Origin of the sequence: Variovorax sp. CCNWLW225, assembly GCF_037204045.1 — a bacterium.
In the GTDB taxonomy this organism is placed as follows: domain Bacteria; phylum Pseudomonadota; class Gammaproteobacteria; order Burkholderiales; family Burkholderiaceae_C; genus Variovorax.
The window spans coordinates 58820-75304 of the sequence record NZ_JBBCBV010000008.1; the positions used below are offsets into that span (position 1 = coordinate 58820).

Sequence of the window (16485 nt, forward strand, 5' to 3'; positions counted from 1 at the left end):
AAAAGCGCCCGCAGGGTTTGCGGGCGCTTTTTTCTTTTTGCGTGGTGCGCAGAGAGAAGGTCTGCTGCGGTTTAGAGCTGTGCCTTGAGCAGCTTTGCCAGCTCCGAGAAGTTGCGCGTGACGGTGAAGCCGCACTCTTCCATGATGGCGAGCTTGGCATCGGCCGTATCGGCGCCGCCCGAGATCAGCGCGCCGGCGTGGCCCATGCGCTTGCCGGGAGGAGCGGTAACACCGGCGATGAAGCCGACCACCGGCTTCTTCATGTGTTCCTTGCACCAGCGGGCCGCGTCGGCTTCGTCCGGTCCGCCGATTTCGCCGATCATGATGACCGCGTCGGTGTCCGGATCGTCGTTGAAAGCCTTCATCACGTCGATGTGCTTCAGGCCGTTGATCGGGTCGCCGCCGATGCCCACTGCCGACGATTGGCCGAGGCCGATTTCGGTGAGCTGTGCCACGGCTTCATACGTGAGCGTGCCCGAGCGCGAGACCACGCCGATGCGGCCCTTGCGGTGAATGTGGCCGGGCATGATGCCAATCTTGATTTCGTCGGGCGTGATCAGGCCGGGGCAGTTCGGGCCCAGCAGCAAGGTCTTCTTGCCGCCGGCCGCTTCCTTGGCCTTCATCTTGTTGCGCACTTCGAGCATGTCGCGAACCGGAATGCCTTCGGTGATGCAGATCGCCAGGTCCAGGTCGGCCTCGACGGCTTCCCAGATGGCGGCGGCCGCGCCTGCCGGCGGCACGTAGATCACCGACACGGTGGCGCCGGTTTGCGAAGCGGCTTCCTTCACCGAGCCGAAGATCGGGATGTTGAAGATCGACTCGCCGGCCTTCTTGGGGTTCACGCCTGCCACGAAGGCGTTCTTGCCGTTCGCGTATTCCTGGCACTTTTCAGTGTGGAACTGACCGGTCTTGCCGGTAATGCCTTGCGTGATGACTTTGGTGTCTTTGTTGATGTAGATCGACATGACTTGTTCCTTAGGCCTTCTTGACTGCTGCCACGACCTTCTGGGCCGCTTCCGCCATGGTGTCGGCGCTGATGATCGGCAGGCCCGATTCGGCCAGCAGCTTCTTGCCTTCGACTTCGTTGGTGCCCTTCATGCGCACGACCAGCGGCACTTGCAGGTTCACGGCCTTGCAGGCTGCGATCACGCCGGTGGCGATGGTGTCGCACTTCATGATGCCGCCGAAGATGTTGACGAGGATGGCCTCGACATTCTTGTTCTTCAGCATGATCTTGAAGGCTTCGGTGACCTTCTCGGGGGTGGCGCCGCCGCCCACGTCCAGGAAGTTGGCCGGCTCGCCGCCGAACAGCTTGATGGTGTCCATGGTGGCCATGGCCAGGCCGGCACCGTTCACCAGGCAGCCGATGTTGCCGTCGAGCGAGATGTAGGCGAGGTCGAACTTCGAGGCTTCGACTTCGGCTGCGTCTTCTTCGTCGAGGTCGCGCAGGGCCACGATCTCGGGGTGGCGGAACAGCGCGTTGCTGTCGAAGTTGAACTTGGCGTCCAGCGCCATGACCTTGCCCTTGCTGTCACGGTTGAGCGGGTTGATCTCGACCAGCGAGGCGTCCGTCTCCATGTAGCAGGTGTAGAGCTTCTTCAGGATGTCGACCGTCTGTGCGGTCGAGTCGGCCGGCATGCCGATGCCGTCGGCAATTTCCTTGGCTTGCGCGTCGGTCAGGCCTTCCTTGGGGTCGGCGTAGACCGTGATGATCTTCTCGGGCGTGGAGTGGGCCACTTCCTCGATGTCCATGCCGCCTTCGCTCGAGGCGATGAACGCGATCTTCTGCGTGGCGCGGTCCGTCACGGCCGAGACGTAGTATTCCTTGTTGATGTCGGCGCCATCTTCGATGTAGAGGCGGCGCACCTTCTGGCCTTCGGGGCCGGTCTGGTGGGTCTTGAGCTGCATGCCGAGGATTTCGCCGGCGAGCTTCTTGACGTCCTCGATGGACTTGGCGACCTTGACGCCGCCGCCCTTGCCGCGGCCACCCGCGTGAATCTGGGCCTTGACGACCCAGACCGGGCCTCCAAGTTTCTGGGCGGCCTCGACCGCCTCCTGAACCGTATAGGCCGGAATGCCGCGCGGCACCGGCACGCCGAACTTGGCAAGAATTTCCTTGCCTTGGTACTCGTGAATCTTCATGAGGGTTGTCTCTCGGAAGGAGGAAGTTGAGAACGGGAGATCTGGGGTCTGAGGCGTCTTTGGCTCTGTTGTTCGCGGGCGACGGCAACCTGACGGCTGGGGGCGGCGAACAACCGCGGACTGTATCATGGTGCGGCGCACCAATACTCGACGTGACCTTGCGGTCAATACGTACTTTCTTCTAGCGACCCCACGGATACTCCGATATGGCCAAGGTTTTCATCGACGGCGAAGCCGGTACCACCGGCTTGCAAATTCGCGAGCGGCTCCAGACGATGCCGCAGATCGAGCTCGTGAGCATTGCGCCCGAGCTGCGAAAAGACGTGAACGCCAAGCGCGAACTCATGGCCGGCGTCGACCTGGTGGTGCTGTGCCTGCACGACGACGCGGCCCGCGAGTCGGTCGCGCTGATCGACCAGTTGCCGGGCAAGAAGCCCAAGATCATCGACGCCTCCACCGCGCACCGCGTGGCGCCGGGCTGGGTGTTCGGCTTCCCTGAACTGGTGGAAGGCCATTGGCAGGCCGTGGCCGCGGCCGACCGCGTCGGCAACCCGGGCTGCTATGCCACGGGCGCCATCGCCATCGTGCGCCCGCTGGTCGATGCGGGCCTGCTGCCGGCCGACTTCCCGGTTTCGCTGCCCTCGGTCAGCGGCTATTCGGGTGGCGGACGGGCCATGATCGAGGACTACGAGGGCGGCAAGGCGCCGCTCTTCGAAACCTACGCGCTCGGCCTCAAGCACAAGCACATTCCTGAAATCATGAAGTACACCGGCCTCACCCGCCGGCCCGTCTTCATTCCTTCGGTGGGCAATTTCAAGCAGGGCATGCTCGTGCAGCTGCCGCTGCACCTCGACCTGCTGCCCGGCAAGCCGAAGGCCGGCGACCTGCACGACGCCATTGCCGCGCACTACGCCAGGAGCAACACACCCGAGCAGTTCGTGAAGGTGCTGCCGCCTACCGACAACGGCAAGCTCGACGCGCTGGCGCTCAACGACACCAACGAGCTTGAGATTCGCGTGTTCCCGAACGAAGACCACCGCCATGCGGTGGTGATTGCGCGGCTGGACAACCTGGGCAAGGGCGCCAGCGGCGCCGCGGTGCAGAACCTGAAGCTGATGCTGGCGCTCTGAGCGCCAGCCACCGTTCCCAGTCAGTTCACCTGACGAGCCAAAGGCCGACGCCCAACAGCACCGCGTGCGCGCCCAGCGCAATGTAGAGCGGCTTGCTCGAGGGCTCCGCCATCTCCTGCAGCGTTTCGTTGATGCGGCGCGTGAGCAGGGCGCGCAGCGCGGGATCTTGCGCCGCGCCCTCTTCTGCGGCCGCCGGCAGGCCGTGTTCCGCACGGCCTTGTTGCCATTCGGCGAGCATGTCGCTCAATGGCAAACGGTTGAGCACAAAGCCGACCACCGCGCGCACCGCCTTGCCCTCACCCAGCACCGGCGCAAGCTGCTTGCTCAGCGCGTCGACGGACAGCCAGTCGGCCGCACGCTGCAGCGTGCCGTGTGTGCGCGGCATGGCTTCGATGCGGCCTGCGATAGCGCCGCCCAGCCGCTCGGACACGGCCTCGCCCCGCGCCGCCACCAGGTGTTGCATCGCCTTGGCCCGGCCCTGCTGCACACCCAGCATCACGTAGACGACCACGAAGAGAAGCAGCAGCACCGCGACCAGCAGCGGAGGCGATGTGATCAACGCGAGCGCAGCACCGGCGCCGCCCGCACGCGCCCCCGCATTGCCTGGCCCCTGGAGTTGGCTCAGGTAATAGAAGAAGGCGCCGCCACCGAGGATGAGCGAGAGCAAGCCGCCCTTGACCACCGATCCGATGAAGGCGGCGCCGGCCTTGGCGCCCGTGCGCACGAGCGACGGCTGGCCTGCAGGTCCTGAAGACATGAGAGTTCCTCCTCCGAAGTTTTATATGAAGGCGGTCCTCGTGCGGGACCGGCCCGCGCCGATCATGCCACTCGCGTCATCTTCAGCATCGCTCGCACAGCGATGCGGCCGACAACCCTTGCTTCATTCGCCGCCGCTATCGCCGTCAAAATCGCTCCTGAGTACCTTGGCCACCACCGCGCCCGAAAAGCCGCGCGCCATCAGAAAGCGCATTTGCTTGGCGCGCTCCTTCGCATCGGCGGGCGGTGCGTCGAAACGGCGGCGCCACAAGGCGGTGGCGCGCTCTACTTCGGTGTCTTGCAGGCTGGCCACGGCTTGTGCGATGGCTTCGGGCGCAATGCCCTTGGCCTGCAGCTCCTGGCGCACCCGCAGTGCGCCCGAGCGGGCGGCGCGCTGGTTCAGTACCGAAGCCACCACGCGCGGCTCGCTGATGAAGTCCTTGGCGGCCAGTTCATCGAGCGCGCGGGCCAGCGTGCCGGGCTCTTCTTCATGCCTGGCCAGCTTGCGCTCCAGCTCCGCGCGCGAATGCTCGCGCTGGCTCAGGAGCCGCAACGCCCGGCCTTTGAGTGAGGGGGCACCGAATGCCATGCCTGGTGGTCGCTTGCGCGGCCCGCGAGAGGCCGCGCCGTACCTTGCTTACTCGCCCTTGTCGGCCTTCTCGGCCTTGGCTGCCTTCGCAGGCTTCTCGGCCTTTTCGGCGCCCGGGGTGTCGGCATCGGCCGCCAGCAGCGGAATGCCCAGCGATTCGCGCACCTTGTTCTCGATTTCGCGCGACAGCTCGGGGTTCTCGCGCAGGAATTCGCGTGCGTTGTCGCGGCCCTGGCCGATCTTTTCGCCGTTGTAGGCGTACCAAGCGCCCGATTTGTCGAGGATCTTGGCGTTCACGCCCATGTCGATGATTTCGCCTTCGCGGCTGATGCCTTCGCCGAACAGGATGTCGAACTCGGCCGTCTTGAACGGAGGACTGACCTTGTTCTTCACCACCTTCACCTTGGTTTCGTTGCCGATGGCCTCGTCGCCCTTCTTGATGGTGCCGATGCGGCGGATGTCCAGGCGCACCGAGGCGTAGAACTTCAGCGCATTGCCGCCGGTGGTGGTTTCGGGCGAGCCGAACATCACGCCGATCTTCATGCGGATCTGGTTGATGAAGATGACCATGCAATTGGTCTTCTTGATGGTGGCGGTGAGCTTGCGCAGCGCCTGGCTCATCAGGCGGGCCTGCAGGCCGGGCAGCGAGTCGCCCATTTCGCCTTCGATTTCGGCCTTGGGGGTGAGCGCGGCGACCGAGTCGACCACGATCAGGTCGACGGCGCCCGAGCGCACCAGCGAATCGACGATTTCGAGCGCCTGCTCGCCGGTGTCGGGCTGGCTGATCAGCAGGTCGGACAGGTTCACGCCGAGCTTCTGGGCGTATTGCACGTCGAGCGCATGCTCGGCGTCGACGAAGGCGCAGGTGCCGGCCTGCTTTTGCATGGCGGCAATGACCTGTAGCGTGAGCGTGGTCTTGCCCGACGATTCAGGGCCGTAGATTTCGATGACGCGGCCGCGCGGCAGGCCGCCGACGCCGAGCGCGATGTCCAGGCCGAGCGAACCGGTGGAGACCACCTGGATGTCTTCAAGCGCCTCGCCTTCGCCGAGCCGCATGATCGTGCCCTTGCCGAACTGCTTTTCGATTTGCGCCAGCGCGGCTTGCAGGGCCTTGGCCTTTTCACTGTTGGCGACCGAGATGCTTGCGCCCTTGACGACTGCGTCCATGTGGAAATCTCCTTGAAAATCAACGGTTTGTGTGTGACTGCCATCCATCTGCTTTTAATTACAGGCTGGATGCTTGAACAGTAGTGTAGGGGCTCATTGGTTTCAGTAAACCCATTTTTTAGTCAGTTTGCTTTACCATTTGGGCCATGGCCGAAAATGCTTTTCCGACCGATCCCGATGCCTGGCGGCAAACCCACCTGGGCCGCCTGCTGGGCCATGCGATGCGCCGCTTCGACGAGCGCGTGCTCGAGCTCATGGCGCATGACGTCGAAGTGCCGCTGGCGCTGTCGAACCTGGCCGCCCGCGCCCAGGTGAGCGCCGCGCACATCCACATCACGCGGCACCTGGCGCGCGAAGGTTCGCGCCTGACCGAGCTGGCCGAGCGCGCCGGCATGACCAAGCAGGCCATGGGCGCGCTGGTAGACCAGTGCGAAGCCTGGGGCCTGGTCACCCGCGGGCCCGACCCCCTCGATGCGCGGGCGCGGCGCGTGCTTTTCACCGCCGACGGATTGGCATGGCTCGACGCCTTTCGCGGCGCAGTCACGCAGGCCGAGCGCGAATTCCGCGCCAGCGTCGGCAACGACGTCGCCACGGTGGTAACCATCGGTCTGGAAGCGTACACAGCGGGCTAGACTCGGCTGGGAGAGAGACAAATGTGAACGGCGCCGGCGCGGCGCCCGAACCGGCCGGAGGTGGCTCATGCGGATTCTGATTGCCGAAGACGACCAGGTGCTGGCCGATGCCCTGCTGCGCAGCCTGCGCACCTCGGGCGCGGCGGTCGACCACGTGGCGAACGGTTCGCAGGCCGACACCGCGCTCATGACGCACAGCGAGTTCGACCTGCTGATCCTCGACCTCGGGCTGCCCAACCTGCACGGCATCGAGATCCTCAAGCGCCTGCGTGCCCGTGGTTCGCAGTTGCCCGTGCTGGTGCTCACCGCGGCCGACAGCGTGGAAGAACGCGTCAAGGGCCTGGACCACGGCGCCGACGACTACATGGCCAAGCCCTTCAGCCTGCAAGAGCTCGAAGCGCGCGTGCGGGCGCTCACGCGGCGCGGCATGGGTGCCACCAGCAACACCATCCGGCACGGTCCGCTGGTGTACGACCAGGCCGGCCGCGTGGCGACCATCGACGGCAAGATGGTCGAGCTCTCGGCGCGCGAACTCGGCCTGCTCGAGGTGCTGCTGCAGCGCGCGGGCCGCTTGGTCAGCAAGGACCAGCTGGTGGAGCGCCTGTGCGAATGGGGCGAGGAAGTGAGCCTGAACGCGATCGAGGTCTACATCCACCGCCTGCGCAAGAAGATCGAGAAGGGGCCGGTGCGCATTGCCACGGTTCGCGGCCTCGGCTACTGCCTCGAAAAAATCCAGCAATGACACGCGGGCTTGCCCCGCGGCTTCGGAGGCCGTAAGCCTTGAAACTGTTCCAACGCGCGCAGCGCTCCCTGTTCGGCGAGATCCTCGACTGGATGCTCACGCCGCTGCTGCTGCTGGTGCCGGTGAGCATCGGCGTCACGTGGCTGGTGGCACAGGGCATTGCCAATGCGCCCTTCGACCGCGCGCTCGAATACAACGTGCAGACGCTGGCGCGGCTCGTCACGGTACAGCAGGGCCAGACGCAGTTCGTGCTGCCGCAGCCGGCGCGCGAAATCTTGCGGGCCGACGACGCCGACCGCGTGTACTACCAGCTGCTCGACAGCCACGGCAAGCTGCTGAGCGGCGAGTCCGACGTGCCGCATCCCAACACCGACGAGCCCCCGGTGCCGGGCGTGGTCACGTTGCGCAACGGCGAAATGCGCGGCAAACCGGTTCGCGTGGCCTCGCTCTGGCTGGCCGACGGCGACGACGATTCGGCGCCCGCGCTGCTGCAGGTGGCCGAGACGCGCGAGAAGCAGTCGGTGCTGGCCACCGAGATCATCAAGGGCGTGCTGCTGCCGCAATTCGCGATCCTGCCGCTCGCGGTGCTGCTGATCTGGCTGGCGCTGGTGCGCGGCATCAAGCCGCTGTCGGTGGTGGAGGCGCGCATCCGCGAGCGGCGCCCGGGCGACCTGAGTCCGCTCGACGAATCGTCGGTGCCGCTCGAAGTGGTGCCGCTGGTGTCTTCGGTCAATGAGCTGCTCGACAAGCTCAACGACTCGATCCACACGCAAAAGCGCTTTCTCGCCGACGCGGCGCACCAGCTCAAGACGCCGCTCGCGGGCCTGCGCATGCAGGCCGACCTGGCGCAGCGTGAAGGCGCCAACGCCGACGAGCTGAAGCAGTCGCTCAAGCAGATCGGCCGTGCCAGCGTGCGCGCCACGCACACGGTGAACCAGCTGCTCTCGCTCGCGCGCGCCGAAAGCACCGGCGCCGGCACGGGCCGCCAGCCCTGCGATCTGGCCCGGCTCACCATTGAAGTGGTGCGCGAAGCCGTGCCGCGCGCCATCGAAAAGCGCATCGACCTGGGCTACGACGGCGCCGAAGCGGGTGCGCCCGGCGTGGTGCTCGAAGGCAACCCGACCCTGCTGAAGGAACTGGTGCGCAACCTGGTCGACAACGCCATCAACTACACGCCCTCCACCCCCGAGCGGCCGGGCGTGATCACCGCGCGCGTGCTGGCCGACCCTTTCGGGCACGTGGTGCTGCTGCAGGTGGAAGACAACGGCCCGGGCATTGCGGAATCCGACCGCGAGCTGGTGTTCGAGCCGTTCTACCGCGTGCTGGGCAACGAGGCCGACGGCTCCGGGCTGGGTTTGCCGATCGTGCGGGAGATTGCCAACCAGCACCATGCGCAGGTCAAGCTCGAAGACGCGCATCCGGGCCGGCAACCGCCGGGCGCGCGCTTCACGGTGCGCTTCGAGGGCGAAGAACTGGCGCCATGAGCTGCGGCGCGTTCAGGGCGCGGCGGTAGTGTTGCTGTTGCCGGTCTTGCCGTCCTTGCGGATCTGCAGCCACTCGGGATGAACCTGGCGCGAGAGGCGCTGCGGCTCGCGCTCGGTGATGCCGGCCGGCATCAATCCGAAGCCGGCAAGGTCGCCGCGGGCCCACAGCCAGTAGCCGACATTGGCCAGGACGAGAACGATCAGTGCAAGGCGCAACTTCATGGTGAATCTCAAAAAGCCATGCCGCGAGGACGCACGCTGACTTCGTCGCTCGAAACCATCTGCAAGCCGCCGGCCGTGCGCACCTGCAGTTCGCCGCCCCAGGCCACGCCTTCGCATGTGCCAAAGCTGCCGTCGCTGAGTTGGACCTCGCGCCCGCGCAACGCGTCGCGCGCGGCAAAACGCTCGGCAAAGGGCGCGAAGCCCTGCGCCTCGAAGGCCTGCACGCTGCGCACCAGCGGCGCGGCCAGTTCGGCAAGCACTTGGGGCGCCGTGGCGTCGGGGCGCCATTGGCGCAGCCACGCGGGCGGCGTGCGCATGCCCTCGGCTTCGCGCGGGCCAATGTTGATGCCGATGCCGATCACCAGGTAGCGCGGCGTCGCCGCCGCATCGGCACGGCCCGTATGCGGCATGGCGGTTTCGATCAGAATGCCGGCCAGTTTGCGGTCGTTCACCCACAGGTCGTTGGGCCACTTGAGCGCCACCTTGGCATCGCCCGACGGGTCGAGGCTTTCCGCCACGCTGACACCCACGGCCAGCGAGAGACCCGACCAGTCGCGCGGCGCGAGCGGCAGGCCCAGCGAAAAGGTGAGCGAGGCGGCGTTTTGCTGCTCGCCCTGCTGCGCGCTTTGCCAGGGCCGGCCAAGGCGGCCGCGCCCGGCAGTCTGGCGCTCGGCCACCAGGAGCACCGGCTCGGCGCGGCCGGCGCGCGCGCGGCGCATGAGCTCGGTGTTGGTCGAGTCGATCTCGGCCACGGCCTCGACCGCGAAGCCGGGCAGCAGCGGCGCCACTGCCGCGGCAATCCGGTCTTCGAACCAGTCGGCCGTGGTGCTCATGCTCAGCCCTTGTCGGCCTCGTCCTTTTTGGCCATCTTTTTCTCGGACTTCTTTTCAGCCTTTTTCTCGGCTTTCTTGTCTGCCTTTTTGGCTTCTTTTTTCTCGGCCTGTTTCTCGGCCTTTTTCTTTTCGGCCTTCTTCTTGGCTTTTTTCTTCTTTTTCTTTTCTTCGTCTTCGTCCTTGGGCGTCAGCAGCGTGCCGCGGCAATTCTCGGAGCCGCACCAGCACGGAAACTCGGCCAGCAGCTTGGGCGTGTAGGGCTCGTCGATGATCAGGCCGTAGTCGTAGTTGAGCTCTTCTCCTGCAGCGATGTTGCGCAGGGCCTTGATATAAACGCGCCCGTTGACTTCGTCGGCCTCGCAGTTCGGCTCGCACGAATGATTGATCCAGCGTGCGGCATTGCCGTTCACGTTGCCGTCGATCACGCGGCCGTCGTCGATGTGGAAGTAGAAGGTGTGGTTGGGCTGGGACGGGTCGTGCGGATGGCGGCGCAGCGCCTCTTTCCAGCTGATGACTTCGCCCTTGTATTCGATCAGCGTCTCGCCTTCGGCCAGGTCGTCCACGGCGAACACGCCGTTGCCGTGGACATCCGAACGCCGCATCTGGATGCGGCGGCCGGCGAATTGTGGGGATTTGGAAGGCATCGCCGAAGTCTGTTAGGTTGAATATGCACACATGCGCGTGTGCGCGTGCGCACACGCGGGAAGCCGCAGATTGTATGTGGCCCCCACGCTCTCGCACTGCGTGTCGTCGCTGCCCCCCGAAGGGGGCCGCAGGCCGCCTTGAGGCGGCTCGGCGCCGGCCTGGGAACTCTTTTAGGAATGTTGATGAAGACTTTGGTAATTGCAGAAAAGCCGTCGGTGGCACAGGACATCGTCCGCGCCCTCACGCCGGTGGCCGGCAAGTTCGACAAACACGACGAGCATTTCGAGAACGAAAGCTACGTCGTGACCAGCGCTGTCGGCCACCTGGTCGAAATCCAGGCGCCCGAGGAGTTCGACGTCAAGCGGGGCAAGTGGAGCTTCGCGAACCTGCCGGTGATTCCGCCCCACTTCGACCTGAAGCCGGTCGACAAGACAAAGACGCGCCTGAACGCCGTGGTCAAACAGGCCAAGCGCAAGGACGTGACGCAACTCATCAACGCCTGCGACGCGGGCCGCGAGGGTGAGCTGATCTTCCGCCTGATCGAGCAGTACGCGGGCGGCAAGTCGGGCCTGAACAAGCCGGTGAAGCGCCTGTGGCTGCAGTCGATGACGCCGCAGGCCATTCGCGACGGCTTCGATGCGCTGCGCACCGAAAAGCAGATGCAGGGCCTGGCCGACGCCGCGCGCTCGCGCTCCGAGGCCGACTGGCTGGTGGGCATCAACGGCACGCGGGCCATGACGGCCTTCAATTCGCGGGACGGCGGCTTCTTTCTGACGACCGTGGGCCGCGTGCAGACGCCCACGCTCTCGGTGGTGGTGGAGCGCGAAGAAAAGATCCGCAAGTTCGTGAGCCGCGACTACTGGGAAATCCACGGCGTGTTCCAGGCCGAGGCCGGCCAGTACCCCGGCAAGTGGTTCGACGCGAACTTCAAGAAGCCGCCCGCGGGCCCGGACGGCGCAACCGACGCCGAGATTCGCGCCGACCGCGTGTGGAGCGAGCGCGAAGCCCGCGAGATCGCCGATGCGGCGCGCGGCAAGCCCGCCACCGTCACCGAGGAAAGCAAGCCGACCACCCAGGCTTCGCCGATGCTGTTCGACCTGACCTCGCTGCAGCGCGAGGCCAACGGCCGCTTCGGCTTCTCGGCAAAGACCACCCTGGCGCTGGCGCAGAGCCTGTACGAACGCCACAAGGCCCTGACCTATCCGCGTACCGACTCGCGCGCGCTGCCCGAGGACTACCTGCCGGTGGTGAAGGACACAATGAAGATGCTCGCCACCAGCGGCATGAAGCATCTCGCGCCCTTCGCGCAGCAGGCGGTCGACGGCAGCTACGTGAAGCCGAACAAGCGCATCTTCGACAACGCCAAGGTGTCGGATCACTTCGCCATCATTCCGACGCTGCAGGCGCCGAGCGGCCTCTCCGACGCCGAGCAGAAGCTCTACGACTTCGTGGTGCGCCGCTTCATGTCGGTGTTCTTCCCGAGCGCCGAATTCCAGGTAACCACCCGCATCAGCACGGTGGAAGCCGGCGGCAAAAAGTATCCGTTCCGCAGCGACGGCAAGGTGCTGGTCAAGCCGGGCTGGCTCGCCATCTGGGGCAAGGAAGCCATCAATGACGACGATGAGAAGGACGGCAAGAACCTGGTGGTGGTGAAGCCCGGCGAGACGGTGAAGACCGAATCGGCCGACCTGAAGGCGCTGAAGACCCGGCCGCCGGCGCGCTATTCGGAAGCCACGCTGCTGGGCGCCATGGAAGGCGCCGGCAAGACCATCGACGACGACGAACTGCGCGAGGCCATGCAGGAAAAGGGCCTCGGCACGCCAGCCACGCGCGCGGCCATCATCGAAGGCCTGATCAACGAGAAATACATGCTGCGCGAAGGCCGAGAGCTGATTCCGACGGCCAAGGCCTTCCAGCTCATGACGCTGCTGCGCGGCCTGGGTGTGGAAGAACTCTCCAAGGCCGAGCTCACGGGCGAGTGGGAATACAAGCTCGCGCAGATGGAAAAGGGCGCGCTCAGCCGCGACGCCTTCATGCGCGAAATTGCCGAGATGACGCAGCACATCGTCAAGAAGGCCAAGGAATACGACCGCGACACCGTGCCGGGCGACTACGCCACGCTTGCCACGCCCTGCCCCAACTGCGGCGGCGTGGTGAAGGAAAACTACCGCCGCTACAGCTGCACCGGCAAGGCCGGGCAAGAGCCCTGCGGCTTCTCGTTCGGCAAGTCGCCGGCGGGCCGCACCTTCGAGGTGGCCGAGGCCGAGGCGCTGCTGCGCGACAAGCACATCGGCCCGCTGGAAGGCTTCCGCTCCAAGGCCGGCTGGCCCTTCACGTCGGAGATCGTGCTGAAGTTCGATGACGAAGCGAAGAACTGGAAGCTGGAGTTCGACTTTGGCGACGACAAGAACGCCGACACCGGCGAGATCGTCGACTTCAGCGAGCAGGACACCGTGGGCCCCTGCCCCATCTGCGGCGCGCCGGTGTTCGAGCACGGCAGCAACTACGTCTGCGAAAAGTCGGTGCCCACCAACGCGCAGCCGACGCCGAGCTGCACCTTCAAGACCGGCAAGATCATCCTGCAGCAGCCGGTGGAGCGCGCGCAGATGGAAAAGCTGCTGGCCACCGGCAAGACCGACCTGCTCGACAAGTTCGTGAGCATGCGCACCCGCCGCGCCTTCAAGGCCTTCCTGACCTGGAATGCCGAAGAAGGCAAGGTGACCTTCGAATTCGCGCCACGCGAAGGCGGCAGCAAGTTCCCGCCGCGCAAGACCTTCGGCAAGGCGGCGCCTGCGGGCAAGACGGCCGCGGCCAAGAAGGTGGCGGCAAAGAAGACACCGGCCGCTAAAAAGGCACCGGCTGCGAAGAAGGCCGCCGCGCCGCGCAAGCCCGGCGCGGGCTTGAAGCCGAGCGACTCTTTGGCTGCGGTCATCGGCGCCGAGCCGGTGGCGCGCACCGAGGTCATCAAGAAGCTGTGGGACTACATCAAGGCCAACGGCCTGCAGGACGCGACCAACAAGCGCGCGATCAATGCCGACGCCAAGCTCAAGCCGGTGTTCGGCAAGGACCAGGTGACGATGTTCGAACTGGCGGGCATCGTGGGCAAGCATCTGTCGGCGCCATGAGGGTGCAGCGCAGGCGTTTCGCCGCTGCCTTGGCGGCCGGTGCGGCGGTATTGTTTGGCGGCACTGCCGGCCTCGCGCAGGCCGCTGCGTGGCCCGACCGGCCCGTGAAGCTGGTGGTGCCCTTCCCGCCCGGGCAGGCCACCGACATCTTCGCGCGCGCCCTGGCCGAACAACTCGGCAAGCGGCTGGGCCAGCCGGTCATCGTCGACAACAAGGCCGGAGCCGGCAGCAACATCGGCACCGAGTTTGTGGTGCGCTCGCCGGCCGACGGCTACACGCTGGTGGTGGCCGGAAGCGCCATGGCGGTGAACCAGACGCTCTACGCGAAGCCGGGCTTCGATCCGCGCAAGGACCTGGTCGGCATTTCGCTCATCGCCACGGTGCCGCTGGTGTTCCTGGCCACGCCCGAAAGCGGCATTCGCAGCATGGCCGACCTGGCGGCGCGCGCCAAGGCCGAGCCCGGCAAGCTGAGCTACGCGAGCGCCGGCATCGGCGGCACGCAGCACCTGTCGGGCGAGATGTTCAAGTCGGCGGCTCGCGTCTTCATCACCCACATTCCGTACCGCGGCAGCGGGCCGGCGCAGGCGGACTTTCTTGGCAGCCAAGTGCCGCTGATGGTCGATTCGGTGACGGCCGCCTTGCCGCACATCAAGTCGGGCCGGGCAATTGCGCTGGCGGTGACATCGGCCAAGCGCACCTCGCAGTTGCCCGAGGTGCCGACGGTACGCGAAAGCGGCGTCTCGGGAACGAAGGACTTCGAAGCCGTCGGCTGGCTCGGGCTGATGGCGCCGCGCGGCACGCCGCCCGAGATCACGGCGCGTCTGAACCAGGAAGTGACCGACATCCTGAAGAGCGAACAGATGGCGCGCTTCATACGCGAGCGGGGCTCTGAGCCCACGCCCACCACGGGCCCCGAGTTCGACCGCTTCGTGGCGAGCGAGATCCAGCGCTGGGGCGGCGCGGTGAAGGCATCGGGCGCCAAGCCCGAATAAGCGCCACGCCCGTCAGGCGGCGGCCGGCGGCGTTCCGGCGTTGCGATCGACCTCCGCCAGCAGCCAGCGGCGGAAATGATCGAGCGTGGCCAGCTGGCCTCGGCCCTCTGGGTAGCAGAACCAATAGCCTTCGTTGCCGCGGTAGCCGCCGCCCGGCAGCGGCTCGTCCACCAGCCCCGAAGCGATTTCATCCTGCACCAGGCAGCGCGGCACCAACGCCACGCCCATGCCCACCATCACGGCGCGAATCATGGTCTGGAACTGGTCGAACTGCGGGCCGGCCAGCGGATCGAGCCCGCGCACGCCGTGCGCCTCGCTCCATTGCAGCCATGACTGCGGCACCGTCACGTGGCGCAGCAATGTGCAGCGCGCCACGTCTTGCGGCGTGCGAATGGCCACTTCGGCCTGGCCGGCACGCGGCGCGATCAGCGCCACGTCCTGCCCCGCCAGGTAGTGCGAGCGAGCCCCGGGCCAGTGGCCGTCGCCGAAGAGGATGGCGCAGTCGAGCTCGGGCCGCTCGAAGTCGTAGCCGTGCGTATAGGGCACGAAATGCAGGGTGATCTGCGGATGGCGCCGCTGAAAGTCGGGCAGGCGCGGAATGAGCCATTTGGCGCCGAAGGTGGGCAGCGTGGACAGGTGCAGCGCGCCGCCGCCGTCGCCGCTGGTAATGAGCTCGAGCGTTGCGGCCTCCAGCTGCGCGAGCACGGCGCGCACCGACTTCTCGTAGCGCTCGCCCGCGGGCGTGAGCGCCAGCCGCTTGCGGCTGCGCTCGAACAGCGGCACGCCGATCCAACGCTCCAGCTCCTGCACCTGCTTGCTGACCGCGCCCTGGGTCAGGTGCAGCGCTTCGGCGGCGCGCGACACGCCGCCGAAGCGCACCACGGTGGAAAAGGCGCGCAGCAGGTTCAGGGGCGGATTGAGGCGGCGGAGCGACATGGCTGGAAGCCCATTAAAACATTCCAGATCAGAATGTTAGCTGGTCTATCCTTTGCTTCAGGCAAGGCAGCAACTTTTGCTTCATTACTCCCTGTCTCATTGGAATAGACCCCATGCAACGTCGTCATCTTCTTTCCGCCCTGGCCGCTGTTTCTGTCGCTCCAGGAATATCTTTTGCCCAACAAGGCAAGCCGATCCGCATGATCGTGCCCTTCCCGCCCGGCGGCGCCACCGACATCACCGCGCGCGTGCTCTCGGAGCCGCTGGCTAAGATCCTGCAGCAGCCCGTGGTCATCGACAACCGCGCCGGAGCCGGCGGCTCCATCGGCATGGCCGAAGTGGCGCGCGCGGCGCCGGACGGCCTTGCCTTCGGCGTGGCCACGCTCTCCACCCACGGCGTGAATCCGGCCGTGTACCAGAAGCTGCCGTACGACCCGATCAAGGGCTTCGTCGCGGTGACCGAACTGGTGAAGGCGCCGGGCGTGGTCGTCATCAATCCGCGGGTGCTGCCGGTGAACAGCTTCGCGGAACTCGTGAAGTACCTGAAGGCGAACCCGGGCAAGGTGTCTTACGCATCGCCGGGCAACGGCACCATCGGCCACATGTGGGGCGAGCTCTTCAAGAGCAGCACCGGAACCTCGATGGTGCACATCCCCTATCGCGGTGCGGGCCCGGCCATCAACGACGTGCTCGCGGGCGAGGTGCCGGTGTATTTCGACCAGGTGGCCTCCTCGCTGCCGCACGTGAAGGCGGGCAAGCTGAAGGCGCTGGCCGTGTCGTGGAGCAGCCGGCTCGACGTGCTGCCCGAGGTGCCGACGTATCGCGAACTCGGCTACCCGGCCAACAACGATCCCTCGTGGTTCGGTCTTGTGGCACCCGCCGGCACGCCGGCCGACGTTGCGCTGCGCATGCAGCAGGCCGTGGCCACCGCGCTGAAGGACGCCTCGGTGCGCGAGCGGCTGGCGCTGCAGGGGCTCTATGCGTCGGGCACCACCCCGGCGGAGTTCGCCAAGCAGATCGACAGCGAGATCGAGAAGATGAAGAAGGTCGCGGCCTTTGCTCGAATCCGATTGGACTGACCCCCGGCCGC

The 16485-nt window shown here is 66.2% G+C and carries 16 protein-coding genes; 7 read left to right on the forward strand and 9 right to left on the reverse strand.

Features of this window, described 5'->3' with window-relative positions; all coding sequences use genetic code 11:
- Window positions 1-71: 71 nt before the first annotated feature.
- Both sucD and sucC read right to left on the reverse strand, forming a co-directional pair.
- Window positions 72-965: a succinate--CoA ligase subunit alpha gene (sucD, locus tag V9L20_RS15380; RefSeq protein ID WP_007828710.1), complete on the reverse strand. Its 894-nt coding sequence runs from the start codon at window positions 963-965 to the stop codon at window positions 72-74.
- Between the two features lie 10 nt (window positions 966-975).
- Window positions 976-2142, reverse strand: coding sequence for an ADP-forming succinate--CoA ligase subunit beta (gene sucC / locus V9L20_RS15385; RefSeq protein WP_337297254.1), 1167 nt, complete (start codon window positions 2140-2142; stop codon window positions 976-978).
- A gap of 206 nt (window positions 2143-2348) precedes the next feature.
- Here sucC and argC point away from each other — a divergent pair, with 206 nt between their 5' ends.
- Window positions 2349-3272, forward strand: coding sequence for an N-acetyl-gamma-glutamyl-phosphate reductase (gene argC / locus V9L20_RS15390; protein WP_337297255.1), 924 nt, complete (start codon window positions 2349-2351; stop codon window positions 3270-3272).
- Between the two features lie 25 nt (window positions 3273-3297).
- On the opposite strand, the gene V9L20_RS15395 is transcribed toward argC, so the two are convergent.
- The 3 genes from V9L20_RS15395 to recA all read right to left on the reverse strand — a co-directional run bounded on the left by V9L20_RS15395 (window position 3298) and on the right by recA (window position 5784).
- Window positions 3298-4029, reverse strand: coding sequence for a hypothetical protein (locus V9L20_RS15395; RefSeq protein WP_337297256.1), 732 nt, complete (start codon window positions 4027-4029; stop codon window positions 3298-3300).
- A gap of 123 nt (window positions 4030-4152) precedes the next feature.
- Window positions 4153-4617 carry a recombination regulator RecX gene (gene recX, locus V9L20_RS15400; protein WP_337297257.1) on the reverse strand — a complete coding sequence of 155 codons (465 nt, stop codon included), beginning with the start codon at window positions 4615-4617 and terminating at the stop codon, window positions 4153-4155.
- A 48-nt stretch (window positions 4618-4665) separates the two neighbouring features.
- Window positions 4666-5784 carry a recombinase RecA gene (recA, locus tag V9L20_RS15405; RefSeq protein WP_337297258.1) on the reverse strand — a complete coding sequence of 373 codons (1119 nt, stop codon included), beginning with the start codon at window positions 5782-5784 and terminating at the stop codon, window positions 4666-4668.
- Window positions 5785-5930: 146 nt separating this feature from the next.
- On the opposite strand from recA, the gene V9L20_RS15410 reads away from it, so the two are divergent.
- The 3 genes from V9L20_RS15410 (at window position 5931) to V9L20_RS15420 (ending at window position 8642) form a co-directional block, all read left to right on the forward strand.
- Entirely contained in the window at window positions 5931-6416 is a 486-nt protein-coding gene (locus V9L20_RS15410) for a MarR family winged helix-turn-helix transcriptional regulator (protein WP_337297259.1), read from the forward strand.
- 67 nt (window positions 6417-6483) lie between these two features.
- Window positions 6484-7158, forward strand: coding sequence for a response regulator (locus tag V9L20_RS15415; RefSeq protein ID WP_157616436.1), 675 nt, complete (start codon window positions 6484-6486; stop codon window positions 7156-7158).
- Window positions 7159-7196: 38 nt separating this feature from the next.
- Entirely contained in the window at window positions 7197-8642 is a 1446-nt protein-coding gene (locus tag V9L20_RS15420) for a sensor histidine kinase (RefSeq protein ID WP_337297260.1), read from the forward strand.
- A 12-nt stretch (window positions 8643-8654) separates the two neighbouring features.
- Here V9L20_RS15420 and V9L20_RS15425 read toward each other — a convergent pair whose 3' ends face one another.
- From V9L20_RS15425 to V9L20_RS15435, 3 genes are read right to left on the reverse strand one after another with little or no spacing between them, the layout of a single operon-like run.
- Window positions 8655-8864, reverse strand: a complete 210-nt coding sequence (locus tag V9L20_RS15425) for a sporulation protein (protein WP_337297261.1) — start codon at window positions 8862-8864, stop codon at window positions 8655-8657.
- Window positions 8865-8872: 8 nt separating this feature from the next.
- Entirely contained in the window at window positions 8873-9697 is an 825-nt protein-coding gene (locus V9L20_RS15430; protein ID WP_337297262.1) for a biotin--[acetyl-CoA-carboxylase] ligase, read from the reverse strand.
- A gap of 2 nt (window positions 9698-9699) precedes the next feature.
- Window positions 9700-10341 carry an SET domain-containing protein gene (locus tag V9L20_RS15435; RefSeq protein ID WP_337297263.1) on the reverse strand — a complete coding sequence of 214 codons (642 nt, stop codon included), beginning with the start codon at window positions 10339-10341 and terminating at the stop codon, window positions 9700-9702.
- 183 nt (window positions 10342-10524) lie between these two features.
- Between V9L20_RS15435 and V9L20_RS15440 the strand changes: the two genes are divergently transcribed.
- Together V9L20_RS15440 and V9L20_RS15445 are read left to right on the forward strand one after the other, a co-directional pair.
- On the forward strand, window positions 10525-13467 hold the full coding sequence (locus V9L20_RS15440; protein ID WP_337297264.1) for a DNA topoisomerase III: 2943 nt from the start codon (window positions 10525-10527) through the stop codon (window positions 13465-13467).
- Window positions 13464-14459 carry a Bug family tripartite tricarboxylate transporter substrate binding protein gene (locus V9L20_RS15445; protein WP_337297265.1) on the forward strand — a complete coding sequence of 332 codons (996 nt, stop codon included), beginning with the start codon at window positions 13464-13466 and terminating at the stop codon, window positions 14457-14459. The genes V9L20_RS15440 and V9L20_RS15445 overlap by 4 nt, the downstream gene beginning before the upstream one ends.
- Window positions 14460-14471: 12 nt before the next feature.
- Here the strand turns inward: V9L20_RS15445 and V9L20_RS15450 are convergent, their stop codons facing one another.
- Window positions 14472-15395, reverse strand: coding sequence for a LysR substrate-binding domain-containing protein (locus V9L20_RS15450; RefSeq protein ID WP_337297266.1), 924 nt, complete (start codon window positions 15393-15395; stop codon window positions 14472-14474).
- Window positions 15396-15508: 113 nt separating this feature from the next.
- Between V9L20_RS15450 and V9L20_RS15455 the strand changes: the two genes are divergently transcribed.
- On the forward strand, window positions 15509-16474 hold the full coding sequence (locus V9L20_RS15455) for a tripartite tricarboxylate transporter substrate binding protein BugE (protein ID WP_337297267.1): 966 nt from the start codon (window positions 15509-15511) through the stop codon (window positions 16472-16474).
- The last annotated feature ends 11 nt before the right edge of the window (window positions 16475-16485 follow it).

Coding starts and splice junctions, on each gene's coding strand:
- sucD (WP_007828710.1), bottom strand. CDS start 965: ATGTCGATCTACATCAACAAAGACACCAAAGTCATCACGCAAGGCATT.
- sucC (WP_337297254.1), bottom strand. CDS start 2,142: ATGAAGATTCACGAGTACCAAGGCAAGGAAATTCTTGCCAAGTTCGGC.
- argC (WP_337297255.1), top strand. CDS start 2,349: ATGGCCAAGGTTTTCATCGACGGCGAAGCCGGTACCACCGGCTTGCAA.
- V9L20_RS15395 (WP_337297256.1), bottom strand. CDS start 4,029: ATGTCTTCAGGACCTGCAGGCCAGCCGTCGCTCGTGCGCACGGGCGCC.
- recX (WP_337297257.1), bottom strand. CDS start 4,617: ATGGCATTCGGTGCCCCCTCACTCAAAGGCCGGGCGTTGCGGCTCCTG.
- recA (WP_337297258.1), bottom strand. CDS start 5,784: ATGGACGCAGTCGTCAAGGGCGCAAGCATCTCGGTCGCCAACAGTGAA.
- V9L20_RS15410 (WP_337297259.1), top strand. CDS start 5,931: ATGGCCGAAAATGCTTTTCCGACCGATCCCGATGCCTGGCGGCAAACC.
- V9L20_RS15415 (WP_157616436.1), top strand. CDS start 6,484: ATGCGGATTCTGATTGCCGAAGACGACCAGGTGCTGGCCGATGCCCTG.
- V9L20_RS15425 (WP_337297261.1), bottom strand. CDS start 8,864: ATGAAGTTGCGCCTTGCACTGATCGTTCTCGTCCTGGCCAATGTCGGC.
- V9L20_RS15430 (WP_337297262.1), bottom strand. CDS start 9,697: ATGAGCACCACGGCCGACTGGTTCGAAGACCGGATTGCCGCGGCAGTG.
- V9L20_RS15435 (WP_337297263.1), bottom strand. CDS start 10,341: ATGCCTTCCAAATCCCCACAATTCGCCGGCCGCCGCATCCAGATGCGG.
- V9L20_RS15440 (WP_337297264.1), top strand. CDS start 10,525: ATGAAGACTTTGGTAATTGCAGAAAAGCCGTCGGTGGCACAGGACATC.
- V9L20_RS15445 (WP_337297265.1), top strand. CDS start 13,464: ATGAGGGTGCAGCGCAGGCGTTTCGCCGCTGCCTTGGCGGCCGGTGCG.
- V9L20_RS15450 (WP_337297266.1), bottom strand. CDS start 15,395: ATGTCGCTCCGCCGCCTCAATCCGCCCCTGAACCTGCTGCGCGCCTTT.
- V9L20_RS15455 (WP_337297267.1), top strand. CDS start 15,509: ATGCAACGTCGTCATCTTCTTTCCGCCCTGGCCGCTGTTTCTGTCGCT.